General features: G+C 41.3%; 10 protein-coding genes and 1 pseudogene. 4 read left to right on the forward strand and 7 right to left on the reverse strand.

The window, feature by feature from the left end:
- Positions 1 to 487 (reverse strand): annotated as a pseudogene (locus ACOVQQ_RS02175) (GNAT family N-acetyltransferase); the annotation flags it as partial.
- A gap of 222 nt (positions 488 to 709) precedes the next feature.
- Here ACOVQQ_RS02175 and ACOVQQ_RS02180 point away from each other — a divergent pair.
- A complete protein-coding gene (locus ACOVQQ_RS02180) occupies positions 710 to 1,474 on the forward strand; it encodes an exodeoxyribonuclease III (protein ID WP_421816738.1) in 765 nt (254 codons plus the stop codon).
- Positions 1,475 to 1,514: 40 nt separating this feature from the next.
- A complete protein-coding gene (locus tag ACOVQQ_RS02185; RefSeq protein WP_421816739.1) occupies positions 1,515 to 2,477 on the forward strand; it encodes an OmpA family protein in 963 nt (320 codons plus the stop codon).
- A gap of 299 nt (positions 2,478 to 2,776) precedes the next feature.
- Here the strand turns inward: ACOVQQ_RS02185 and ACOVQQ_RS02190 are convergent, their stop codons facing one another.
- The 6 genes from ACOVQQ_RS02190 to panC form a co-directional block, all read right to left on the reverse strand.
- Complete coding sequence (locus ACOVQQ_RS02190; protein WP_421816740.1) at positions 2,777 to 4,750, reverse strand: transglycosylase domain-containing protein; 1,974 nt, start codon at positions 4,748 to 4,750, stop codon at positions 2,777 to 2,779.
- A gap of 13 nt (positions 4,751 to 4,763) precedes the next feature.
- On the reverse strand, positions 4,764 to 6,125 hold the full coding sequence (gene radA, locus ACOVQQ_RS02195) for a DNA repair protein RadA (protein WP_421816741.1): 1,362 nt from the start codon (positions 6,123 to 6,125) through the stop codon (positions 4,764 to 4,766).
- Complete coding sequence (locus ACOVQQ_RS02200) at positions 6,125 to 7,360, reverse strand: alpha/beta hydrolase (protein WP_421816742.1); 1,236 nt, start codon at positions 7,358 to 7,360, stop codon at positions 6,125 to 6,127. Before ACOVQQ_RS02200 ends, radA begins: the two co-directional genes overlap by 1 nt.
- Positions 7,361 to 7,469: 109 nt before the next feature.
- Positions 7,470 to 8,471, reverse strand: a complete 1,002-nt coding sequence (locus tag ACOVQQ_RS02205; RefSeq protein WP_421816743.1) for a lysylphosphatidylglycerol synthase transmembrane domain-containing protein — start codon at positions 8,469 to 8,471, stop codon at positions 7,470 to 7,472.
- The gene (gene panD, locus ACOVQQ_RS02210) at positions 8,434 to 8,784 is read right to left on the reverse strand and encodes an aspartate 1-decarboxylase (RefSeq protein WP_298148189.1); all 351 of its coding nucleotides are present in this window, start codon (positions 8,782 to 8,784) and stop codon (positions 8,434 to 8,436) included. Before panD ends, ACOVQQ_RS02205 begins: the two co-directional genes overlap by 38 nt.
- 13 nt (positions 8,785 to 8,797) lie before the next feature.
- Positions 8,798 to 9,649: a pantoate--beta-alanine ligase gene (gene panC, locus ACOVQQ_RS02215; RefSeq protein WP_421816744.1), complete on the reverse strand. Its 852-nt coding sequence runs from the start codon at positions 9,647 to 9,649 to the stop codon at positions 8,798 to 8,800.
- Between the two features lie 107 nt (positions 9,650 to 9,756).
- Between panC and ACOVQQ_RS02220 the strand changes: the two genes are divergently transcribed.
- Together ACOVQQ_RS02220 and ACOVQQ_RS02225 are read left to right on the forward strand one after the other, a co-directional pair.
- Positions 9,757 to 10,563 (forward strand): glycogen/starch synthase, encoded by an 807-nt coding sequence (locus ACOVQQ_RS02220; protein ID WP_421816745.1) that lies wholly within the window; start codon positions 9,757 to 9,759, stop codon positions 10,561 to 10,563.
- A gap of 13 nt (positions 10,564 to 10,576) precedes the next feature.
- Entirely contained in the window at positions 10,577 to 12,259 is a 1,683-nt protein-coding gene (locus ACOVQQ_RS02225) for a DUF4270 domain-containing protein (RefSeq protein WP_421816746.1), read from the forward strand.
- The last annotated feature ends 3 nt before the right edge of the window (positions 12,260 to 12,262 follow it).

The following is a 12,262-nucleotide window of genomic DNA, read 5'->3' on the forward strand; positions in this document are numbered from 1 at the left end:
CTGGGAACATGCCCAAAGGTTTGCCATCGCTTAAATGACGAAGCGTTTCCTTCAAACCAACTACACTCGACTTCGCGTCTTTATGATTCTCAAACGGATTCACCGGCATTATAAACGGCTTTAACGGCTCAATGCGGTGCAATAAAAAGTTGGCAATGATCTTAAAATTCGGCTCGCGTTCCAGCATAAGCTTCAACAACAAAATGCCGTCGACACCTCCAAGCGGATGATTACTAATCGTAACATACGCTCCTTCTTTAGGTATGCGCTTCAAATCTTCGTCAGGAATGTCGAATTTTATCTCTAACTGATCTAAAATGGCATTTAAAAAAGCAACGTCTTTTAAATGCTTGTTGCGGTCGTAAATAGCATTAAGTCTGCTGATTTGCAGTGTTTTCATAAGCAACCAGCCCGAAAAAGTACCTAAAAAACCGTACTTATCCGTCTTTATAGCTTTTGCAACTTCTTTGGCAGTAACCAGCCCCATTATAGTTTCATTTGTTCCGAACAAATATAGAAAATAATGATTAGGCTGGCACTTTTATAAGCTACTTCGAACGCATATTCTGCCAACAAACTCACGATCAAGCTCTGTAATTACACCATATCTTATAAAGCCCTTTTTTTTGAGAAGTTTAACAAGAACCCATTTCAGAGTATCGTGCCGACTCATTCGAATTTAATACATTTGAAACGTTAACCCGATAAAATGAAAATAGTTTCCTACAATGTAAACGGCATCCGCGCCGCAATAACCAAAGGTTTGCTCGATTGGTTACAGCAGTCTGAAGCCGATATTGTGTGTTTCCAAGAAATAAAAGCCACCGAAGACCAAATTCCCATAGAAGCCTTCCAACAAATTGGCTATAAATACTGCTATTTCTTTCCCGCTCAAAAAAAAGGCTACAGCGGCGTAGGAATTATCAGCAAACACGAACCTTTACAAGTCGTTAAAGGAACTGGAATTGCACACATGGACGATGAAGGGCGAAATATCCGTGCCGATTTTAACGGCTTTTCTGTGATGAGCCTGTATTTACCTTCGGGAACCAACACCGATCGTCTCGATCATAAGTTCGAATACATGCGATTGTTTCAAAACTACATTAGCAATTTGCGAATCGAAATCCCGAACTTAATTATCGGCGGCGATTACAACATTTGCCATCAAGCAATCGATATTCACGATCCCATTCGAAATGCAACGGTTTCTGGATTCTTGCCCGAAGAACGTGCCTGGCTCGACGGCTTTCTCAAAACAGGCTTCATCGATACCTTCCGGCATTTCGTGAAAGAACCCCATAACTACTCGTGGTGGAGCTACCGCGCCAACGCCCGGGTAAATAACAAAGGTTGGCGTATCGATTATTTACTCGCAACCGAGAATCTCGAAAACAAACTGCTCGGAGCACAAATTCATCCCGACGCCGTGCACAGCGACCACTGTCCCGTATCTTTACGAATCTTAAATTAATTTCCGCGAAAGCGATTCTACTATTTCACAAACACGATTTATGAAAAGACCCATTTTAACCGGATTTCTAATTCTTGCACTCTGCTCGAGCTGCGTGTCGAAAAAAGTGTACACCGACCTCGAAAACAAGTACGCCGAACTCAAAAAAGAACAACGCAAAACTCAAGACGATCTTGAAAAACTTACCGAAGCTAAAAATAAAGCCGATCAGGATTTAGCTTCAAAACAAACCGAATTGGAGAAATTGAAAGCCGAACGCGACAAACTTGCGGCCGATTTAAGCGCGGCCAACGCCAATCTCAAAAACTTACAAGCTTCCTATTCAGCTCTCGAAAAAAATAGCGACGAGGTTTTGAAGTCGAATCTCGAGCAAAACCGAGCTCTGTTGGCTAAGTTAGAAGCCAAAGAAAAAGCACTAGCTGCCGAACAAGAACGACTAAATAAACTGAAAGCCGATTTCGAAGAACGCTCGGCGCGCGTGGCCGAACTCGAACAACTGATCTCGGCTAAAGAAAACAACATGAAACGCCTGCGCGAATCGCTTTCAAAAGCTTTAAACGCCTTCGAAGGCAAGGGTTTAACCGTGGAGCAACGCGACGGAAAAGTGTACGTTTCCATGGAAAACAAACTGCTTTTCCAAACCGGAAGCTGGACCGTAAACGCCGAAGGTAAAAAGGCAGTTGTCGAACTTGGCAAAGTTTTGGCCGCCAATCCGGATATCAGCGTGCTTATCGAAGGTCATACCGATACCGATAAATTTGCCGGCGCTGTCGGACAAATCGAAAACAACTGGGATTTATCTACCAAGCGCGCAACGGCTATCGTGAATATTCTCGGCGAAAACAAGAACATCAACAAGCAAAACCTTACAGCTGCCGGACGCGGCGAGTATGCGCCTGTTGCCAGCAACGAAACCGCTGAGGGTAAGTCGAAAAACCGCCGTATAGAAATTATTTTAACGCCAAAACTCGACGAAATCAGTAAGGCGCTAAACGAGTTTTAATTGTTTTTGATTTTTTGGGCGTTCCCGCCGCAGCGAACATTCGCCACTAGACGAGAGGAATAGGCGGCGGTCGGTGTTTTCGCTGCAAGTCCGCAAAACCAAAACCAGCAAATCAAGTTGTTTTAAACAGCAAACGTTTCAGTTAACGTTTCAAACCTAAAACAGCTATCCAAAAAAAAGCCGCAGCTTCTTAGGTCGCTGCGGCTTTTTTTATTTGCTTGGTTTTGGTTTTTTACGGGCTTTTCGCTGCACCACCTAACGCAGCAGCGTGCTAGACGTATCGCTGCAAATAAACTGACTTAAAATTCAAATTCTTCTATTTCTAAACTATCAACTGCCGTCGAATCAACTTCTTTGGCAATTTTTATATAACCCGACGCCGGTCCGCTAATTCGAATACCACCGTAACCGCCTAAACTGTCGGCACTGCGATACAACCCCCGACGTATCATCAGCGATTTAATAAACTCGTGCTGTTTTCGAACGTACGGTTTCAATTCGCCTTGGCTATTAAATTGCCAATTAAACTTCTTCGGACTCGGAATAATTCCCGCCAAAAAGATGCATTCATCGACCGTCAAATTCGCAGGCGATTTCTGAAAGTAAAACCTACTCGCTTCGCCAATTCCGTACACATTCGGCCCCCATTCAATAATATTAAAATACACTTCCAGCATTCTGCTTTTCGAAACAATGCGGTTGTTCTCTAAAATATACACCAGCAAAATCTCTTCCAACTTCCGCGCAAGCGTTTTCTGACGTGTAAGAAACACATTTTTAACTAATTGCATACTTATGGTGCTCCCGCCTCGAGAAAACTTCTTGGTCTTAAAGTTCTTTACAATCGATTGTTTAAAGGCCTCAGTAACAAATCCTTTGTGCGAGAAAAACGAAGGATCTTCGGAGGTTAGGACCGCGCTTTTCAACTCCGGCGCAATTTCAGCTAAAGTCGTAAAATTCGGATTTTCCGGACCAACAATAATCTCGCGCTGGCGCTTCCCGTTTTCTATAGCACTGTAAGCAAAAACGCCGTTAATCTTCGGAATATCCGCTTTGCCGTAACTGATGATTTTTAGGTTCTCGCGGTCGAGATTGCTCTCAAAAACCACGTCTTTTAAATTGTTTTTATTGAAGTGGAAATTGAGTTTATACGCGAAATTCCCACTGGCTTTCATGCCCACCGTATTCGGAAACAGCGCTACAGGCAGCGAATTCAAGAACGCTTGTGCCTGCATTTTCGGAATCGAAACTTTCATGTCGAAAATGGTATCCGTTTCAAAATCTAATTTTACATACGGTTTAAAACTAATGTTGTTTATCTTGGCTGTTGTACTGCTGTCGATCGCTACAAACTTAGGTCCTACCACAAATTTGTACGAACTGTTTAATTTCGGAATGTACACCGTATCGACTGCAATTTTTGGCTGATTTACCCGTAAACCCACCAATTCCGAATAGCCTTGAATGTAAAAGTTACCCTCTTCCGTGTCGATGTCTTCGATTTGTAGTCGTGCACTTTTAAACGACGACTGCAACTGAAATCGCTCATCGAAATACGGAAGTTTCACGCCGGCAGGATCGGAAGTTGTAAAAACTAGGTCGGCTTTTCGGTCGCGCGGATCAGCTTCGCCACTAATCGTCCAGATTTGCTCGAACGTATTGGTTTTTACGGCAATTTCCGACTGCAATTCTTCATCGTCGATCGCAAGAGTGCGAACATTAATTAAGGCTTGTTTTCCTTTATCGTTTACAATTACTTGAAAATTCGAGAGGTTTAATTGCGTAGGAATGAGATTTAAAAAAACCGTACTGAGTTTGTCGAGCTTACGCGCATAATTCACATCGGAGTCCGAGCTACTTTCAACGCTGGAAACCTCGTTTTTGCTTTTTAAAAACGTTTCGAAATTGCTGCCCGTTGCCGTAGTAATTAGTTGCAGCTTTCCTTTCTTTAAATGCAAAAAGTCGAGTTGTAAATTTCCTAAGAATAAGGGAAATAGCGCGGCTTTTGCCTCCACACGATCTACCGAAATTAAGGTGTCTTTTCCCATCGGAACAATCGAAAATTCGGAAACTTCAACGGTTGTCAAGCCCGTGAATGTCGCCGCTTTTAAATGAAGCTCGGCTTGGTATTCTGTCTGGCATTTTTGCTTGGCTTTCGCAATAACTTTATCGAGAATTTGCTGTCGGAACGCGAAAATACAGCCCACTATAATGAGACATACGGCTAAAAATACCAACAGCGATCGGTATATAAATTTTTTCGAGATTTTCATAACAATAACGCTATCAGCCAAATAATGCCGTTGCCAGGTCTTCAATTTTTCCGACCCGAACAATTTCTGTTCCGGCGTGTGTTGCGCTGATCTTGCTGTGTGAAGATACAAATATTGTACTAAATCCAAGTTTGGAAGCTTCTTGAACACGTTGTTCCAACCTACTCACCGGTCTGATTTCTCCAGAAAGACCAACTTCGCCTGCAAAACAAACGTTTTTTGGTAGCGGAATGTCGTCGTTAGACGATAAAACAGCGGCAACTACTGCCAGGTCGATCGCTGGATCTTCAAGCGTTAAACCGCCGGTTATGTTTAAGAACACATCTTTTGCGCCAAGTTTAAAGCCAGATCGTTTTTCCAATACCGCTAAAATCATGTTCAACCGTTTAGCGTTATAGCCTGTTGTGCTGCGTTGTGGCGTTCCGTAAACCGCGGTACTTACTAAACTTTGTACCTCGATCATTATTGGGCGCATACCTTCTAAAGCGCATGCAACAGCAGTTCCAGACAGTGCGTCGTCGCGGTGCGAAAGTAAAAGTTCGCTTGGGTTGGTAACTTCGCGCATGCCACTGCCAATCATTTCGTAAATGCCCAGCTCTGCGGTCGAGCCAAAACGATTTTTCAAGGCGCGTAGAATTCGGTAAATATGATGCCTGTCGCCTTCGAATTGCAAAACCGTATCAACCATGTGTTCCAAGATTTTTGGCCCAGCTATGGTTCCGTCTTTAGTGATATGTCCGATTAAAAGTACTGGTGTGTTCGATTCTTTGGCAAATCGAATCAGTTCTGCGGTAGTTTCTCGAATTTGTCCGACACTTCCTGGCGCCGAATCGAGTACTTCGGTTTGTAGCGTTTGAATCGAGTCGATGATAACGATATCGGGTTGCAGTACTTTGATTTGCTCAAAGATTTCCTGCGTTTGCGTTTGCGAAAGCAGGTAACAATTTTGATAATCCGTACCAATACGTTCGGCGCGCATTTTTATTTGTTGTTTACTTTCTTCGCCCGAAACGTAAAGCGTTTTGTAAGGTAAACGCAAGGCTATTTGTAGTAGTAAGGTACTTTTCCCAATTCCGGGTTCACCGCCTAACAGAGTTAATGATCCGGGTACTAAGCCTCCGCCTAGAACCCGATTAAGCTCTTGATCGCCGGTATTTAATCGATATACATCTTGCGCAATAACTTCGGAAACGAGTACCGGTTTATCAACGGTTACTTTCTTGTCTGCCGCGGGTTTCCAAGCAGGTGCTTCGGGCGTGGCTATGCGTTCTTCGACCAAAGTATTCCACGACTTACAAGCGGTGCACTGTCCTTGCCATTTTACATATTGCGCACCACAATTCTGACAAAAAAAAGCTGTTTTTGTCTTTGCCATTAGGGTTTTTCGGTTGCAGGTTGCTCTTCTTTTGCTGGTTCAGTGGTTTCGGTTGGTGTTGGTTCTGGTTCAGCAGCGGCAGCTTTTTTAGCACTTGCCCCTTGCTTCATTTCCTCAACCTTTTCAACAATAAAATCTTTGGTCAAGTCACCAATTGCATCGAGGGAAAAACCAGCTTGGTAGGCTTTAAGTGCTTTTTTAAAATCGCCTGTTTTTTCATAAAACATACCCATATGATACGCGCTTAACATCGATTTTGGGTAAGCTTTTCGTGACAAGGCGGCCAGTTTTTCAAATTCTGCGTAAGCTTTATTCTTTAAAATTGCAGCTTCAACAGCTTTGAAATCGGTAATTCGAATGGCCATTTTAGCGCCATATGCTTTATTTATGGTTTCGTATTTTTTGACGAGATAATCTACATAGCCGCTTTCGAGCTTTACGAGTTTTTCATCGAACTCGGTTTTGCTAATAGGTTGATAACTTGAAAAGATGTGATAAATGGCATTTGGCACAGAATAGGCAACCAAACTGTAATGCGATGCGCCTTTAAATTCGTCGTATCGGTAATTGATATTAGAATTTAGAATAGTTTTTATGTTGCCATCGAGTGTTTGAATACCTTTTAGGTTGTGCTTCAGGTCACCATCGGCACTTGAGTGGTAGTAAAAAATCGGTTTTTTAGCTGTTTTTAGCATAACCGGAATTCGCTCCATCATTTGTTCGCCAAACTCGGCTCCCATAGAAATGTATCCGCTAAACAACGGATCTTCTTTATAGAGGAAAAGGTTCATAAAACCAGCAGTAATATTGTGCCCTGCGATGATTCTAAATGGCGAGAGGCGGTATTGCTTTTCGAGCGCAGGAAGGAGCTCGGCACCTATAAATTCAAAAAATGCGGCACCCGTTTCTTCGGGTAAACCTTCTTGATTCATCATACAGTCAGCTTCACGCTGATTCTCTTTATTCTGATCTATTCCAACAATAATTACTTCGGGAAGATCATCCCAATAATTCCCGAACGCAAAATTTCCGTCGAATATATCAAATAGGTATTCGCCGTCGAGCAGCAATAATAAGGGATACTTTTTATCTTTTGTCTGACCGTATGAAAGCGGTAACGATACTGTAAACGTTCGATCAGCATTTAGTTTAGCTGAAAAAATGGTGTCACGCGGACGCTGTGCTGTCGCCGAAAGGCAGCAAAAAAGAGCTATAAAAAAAACAAGTGACCTCATACGCGCACTATTTACCTAAAGTTCACAATAATCCGACTAAAATACTAAAAAAGGAATGCACGTTGAAAATAAAGCAATTCTACTAGTGAATAATCAGATGAAAGGTTCGTTAACGTCGATTAAATAAAGGCAGTAGCAAAAATGATATCCCACCTAAAGCAATCATTAAAATGGTTTGAGAAATCCACACAATCCAACCAAAAGCTAATCCCGCAGTTTCGGGAACCTGATATAAAAGCAGAATTTCTGCAATAAGAATGGGATAGGCGCCGAAGCCACTGTTAGTGAATCCGATAGCGATACTACCGACAACAAAAGCCGTTACTACTGCCCCAAAACTAATATTTGCCGTTTCGGGTAGCGCAAAAATTGTGACGTAAAACATGGCCAAATACGTAAACCATATAAAAATAGAATGCGCTAAAAACGCCCATTTATGAGGCATGGTGTAAATGCTTTTCATTCCGGCAGTTAATCCAGCCAGTTTTTCCTTGGCTTTTAAAATGATTCCGAGTTTAGAGTACATCCATACCAACATAAAAATTGCTGCGAGTACTATTCCAACTACCGCTAAAATCAATAATTGATCAACCGGAATGTGTTTGGTAAGGAAATCGCTTACTACATTTATTTGAAAAATGAGGGCAACAAAAAAGAAGCCTGCAAAGATGAAAAGGTCGACAATTCGTTCTGCGACTATAGTTCCAAATCCTTGATCAAACGGAATGTTTTCGTACTTTTTAAGAACTACTGCCCGTGAAATTTCACCACTTCGCGGAACACTTAAATTCACCATGTAAGCGATACAAACCGCGAACAACTTATTCGAAAAACGGGGATTATAACCTAAATGTTGTAATGGGTATTTCCATCTGTAAGCTCTTGAAATATAGCCAAACAAGGCGATGAACAGCGAAAGATAAATATACAGGTAGTCGGCTTGTTGAAAATACCCTTTCATTTCGGCTATTTGGGCTGCCGAAAACTCATTGTATTTGTAGATGATTAAAAAGAGTCCAAGCGCTATTGGAAGCGTAATTGACAGGAATTTTTTAATCGGAATTTTCAAAATATCAACGAAGTGAATTGTTTGTTTCGTCAGGGAAAACAAGCGCTGGCTTAAATGCTTTTGCCTCTTCGATGGTTAAGATTCCGTAGGAAATAATAATGATAATATCTCCTTTTTGAACCTTTCGAGCTGCCGGGCCATTCAGCGTGATTTCGCCACTATTTCGAATGCCTTTTATAGCATAAGTTTCCAAACGTTCACCATTATTGATGTTTACAATGGAAACTTTCTCGCCCTCAATGATGTTTGCGGCGTCCATCAACGCCTCGTCTATGGTTATACTACCAATGTAGTTCAAATCGGCACCGGTAACTGAAACGCGATGAATTTTACTTTTTACAACTTGAATTTGCATGGTGCAAAGGTAATTAATTTAAGGAAATGGTATCAATAAGTCGGACATCATCGGCAAAGACCGCAATAAAAGCGCGGTACTTTCTGTTTGGCTCAAGAACTGCTGCTGGTTCGAGAGTTTGGGCATCGGCGATTTCAAAATACTCGAGTTGAAAAAGCGGATGATTAGAAAATATGCTTTGTACGGTTTCTTTAATTCGATCAAACGACTCGGTTTTAAAGAGAACTTTTGCCTGAGATAGGCTTTCAAAAATCAGACCAGCTTTTTCGCGCTGTTCGACAGTTAGTCGCTCGTTTCGGCTGCTCATGGCTAATCCGTTTGCTTCTCGAAAAATGGGTACAATTTCTATCGTTGGTCCTGTTTCGAGCATTTCAGCCAATTTCGATACGATAAGAGCTTGTTGAAAATCTTTCTCTCCAAAAAAAGCAATTTGTGGTTGAATTAATTCGAATAGAAATTTAACGATAGTTCCAACGCCATTAAAGTGACCGGGTCTAAATTTTCCTTCCATTTGGTGTTCTAAACCACCGAATTCGAAATCAACTGAAGTGATGGCCGAGCCGTAAACATCGTTGGTCTCGGGTGCGTAAACGAGAATGTTACTGGCATTTAAGCTTGAGAGCTTTTGCAGATCGCGGTCGAGCGTACGTGGGTAGTTGGTTAGGTCGGCAGCATTATTGAATTGCGTAGGATTAACAAAGATGCTCACCACGGTAAAATCAGTTTGCTCTATACTTTGCTGTACCAAAGAAAGGTGTCCGTCGTGCAAAGCACCCATTGTAGGCACAAAACCAATTGATTTTTGAGTCTCACGAAGCTTCTCAAGTACGGGTTGTAAGTCCGATTTTGTGGTAAAAACCTGCATGCAGCTGTTTCTGAAATTGGGTGCAAACTTAAGATTTTAGGCAATATCTCATTGGTTATTTGTACTTTTGCGTGTTTTTTATTCTAAATAGCAGAAGTTTGACCTTTATGGAAGATAAACGAATCTTATTTGTGTCGTCAGAAGTAGTGCCTTATTTGGCAGAAAATGAGGTGTCTTCGACTTCATATGACCTTCCGAAAATGATCAACGACCTAGGTGGGCAGATTAGAATTTTCATGCCGAGGTATGGAAATATTAACGAGCGTAGGCATCAATTGCACGAAGTTATCCGATTGTCGGGAATGAATTTGGTTGTCAATGATTTAGACATGCCATTGATCATAAAAGTAGCATCGATACCCAAGGAACGTATTCAAGTATATTTTATTGATAACGACGAGTATTTTAAGAGAAAGGCGACGTTTGCTGACGAGGAAGGGAATTTATTCCCAGACAACGATGAGCGCGCTATTTTCTTTGCCAAAGGTGTAATCGAAACTGTGAAAAAGCTCAACTGGGTTCCAGACATTATTCATGTCCACGGCTGGTTGGCGTCGCTACTACCTGTGTACATGAAGCACTATTATAAAAATGATGCTTTGTTTGCAGATACTAAGGTGGTTACTTCAATTTACAGCCAGTCTTTTGACGGTACTTTAGCTGCCGACCTATCTGCAAAAATGCAATTCGATCAGATTCCCGAAGAAGCTATCAATGTATTAAAATCACCGTCATATACTAATATTATGTTGGCAGCGATCGATCATTCTGACGCGGTGGTTATAGGTTCAGAAAATCTTTCAGACGAATTAACAAAATATATACACGCTGCTCAAAAACCCTTTCTACCTTTCACAGGAAAAGAAAAATTTGCAGAAGAGTATACGAACTTCTACAAAAATCAAGTTCTCTAAAGAAAAATTTTTTATGAATTTAAGAAACGTCAGCGGGATATTAATCGGTATAATCGCACTATTGAGCCTTTACGCCTGCGACAAAGACTTTATAGATTTGGAAAGTGATGTAATTGGCGACAATCATTTTGATTTCACGCGATACGATGGTCAGCTTTCCGTAGTAGCATACAATCAAGCTACAGGAGCAGTCCAGTCAAACAACTTAGCCAGCATAACGACAGACATCAATGTTAATTCGTTGGGATATTACAACAATCCGGTATTTGGTAGTACAACAGCGCATTTTGTCTCGCAAGTTGAATTAGCTACTGTTTCTCCGGAATTCTCAACAAATGTGGTTATAGATAGCGTGTTTATGGAAATTCCGTATTTCAGCAGACGAATAAACACTGTTGATGGTGCTTCCACCTATGAATTAGATAGTGTTACTACTTCACAAAACGGGCGCTTAAAACTAAACATATATGAATCGGGGTATTTTATTCCTGATTTAGACCCATCTCCAGATTCGAATTTACAAGATCGTATAAGGCTTTATAACGATCAAAAACAGACTTTCGAAAGCTACAAAAAAGGTGCTCTAGAAGACGGAACTGCGGTTTTTAATGGTCCGAGGCTAAATAATTCGACTAACACGCAAGAAAACGACCAGTTTTTCTTTAATCCCGCAGAAGTTGTCTTAACGAAACCAAACGATGAGGGCGAAGATATTGTAAACCGTAAAACACCGCGTTTGAGAGTTTCGTTAAACAAAAACTTCTTTAAAAAGAAAATTATCGACGCTCCTGTTGCCTCTTTAGAAGGAAATCTTGCCTTTAAAAATTACTTCCGTGGAATATATTTCCAAGTAGAACAGCAATCTGGAAATTGTTTAGGGAATCTAAATTTTACTGCTGGAAATATTACCTTATATTACACCGAAGATAAGTCGACTACAGTAGATGGAAATACAACGATAACCCGCGTTCAGAAAGAACTGGTTTTGAACCTCACTGGAAATAGGTTAAATCTCTTTGAGCAGACATACAGTGCAAACTATGCGGCAGCAATCAATCCTGCTAACGTGAATAATACAGCGGGCGACGAACGTTTGTACGTTAAAGGAGGAGAAGGCTCTGTTGCAGTTATAGATTTGTTTGGAAGGACCAACGAAAACGAAGGAGATTCAGCTGAATTGGAGGCGCTTCGAAATGAAGTAGAAAACAATAATTGGTTAATTAACGAAGCTAATTTAACGTTCTATGTCGATCAAGAACTAATGTCAGAAAGCATAGAGCCGCGACGTGTTTTCTTGTATGATTTGACCAATCAAACGGTAATTGGAGATTACAAAACTGTAGATCCAGGCCCAAGCGGCTTCCCTAAATTCAACAAACCAACTTTTGGGGGGTTCCTTGAAGAGATAAACGGCAAAGGACTTCGCTACAAAATTCGAATTACGAAACACATCTCTAATTTATTGAAGAATCGTGAAAGTAAAAATGTTCGTCTCGGACTTGTAGTAACCGAAGCTATTAACGACATTCGTTTTGCCCAAGTGAAACCAGGACAAGCAAACAACAATTTGTTTTCAAAGATACCTGTCGCATCCGTTTTAAATCCGTTCGGAACGGTTTTGTATGGATCCAGCACAGCTGTAGACGCATCGCGACGATTAAAACTTGAAATCTATTACACCAAACCAAAAGAATAAATT

It is taken from the genome of Flavobacterium sp., assembly GCF_049240005.1.
In the GTDB taxonomy this organism is placed as follows: Bacteria; Bacteroidota; Bacteroidia; order Flavobacteriales; family Flavobacteriaceae; genus Flavobacterium.

Coding starts and splice junctions, on each gene's coding strand:
- ACOVQQ_RS02180 (WP_421816738.1), top strand. CDS start 710: ATGAAAATAGTTTCCTACAATGTAAACGGCATCCGCGCCGCAATAACC.
- ACOVQQ_RS02185 (WP_421816739.1), top strand. CDS start 1,515: ATGAAAAGACCCATTTTAACCGGATTTCTAATTCTTGCACTCTGCTCG.
- ACOVQQ_RS02190 (WP_421816740.1), bottom strand. CDS start 4,750: ATGAAAATCTCGAAAAAATTTATATACCGATCGCTGTTGGTATTTTTA.
- radA (WP_421816741.1), bottom strand. CDS start 6,125: ATGGCAAAGACAAAAACAGCTTTTTTTTGTCAGAATTGTGGTGCGCAA.
- ACOVQQ_RS02200 (WP_421816742.1), bottom strand. CDS start 7,360: ATGAGGTCACTTGTTTTTTTTATAGCTCTTTTTTGCTGCCTTTCGGCG.
- panD (WP_298148189.1), bottom strand. CDS start 8,784: ATGCAAATTCAAGTTGTAAAAAGTAAAATTCATCGCGTTTCAGTTACC.
- panC (WP_421816744.1), bottom strand. CDS start 9,649: ATGCAGGTTTTTACCACAAAATCGGACTTACAACCCGTACTTGAGAAG.
- ACOVQQ_RS02220 (WP_421816745.1), top strand. CDS start 9,757: ATGGAAGATAAACGAATCTTATTTGTGTCGTCAGAAGTAGTGCCTTAT.
- ACOVQQ_RS02225 (WP_421816746.1), top strand. CDS start 10,577: ATGAATTTAAGAAACGTCAGCGGGATATTAATCGGTATAATCGCACTA.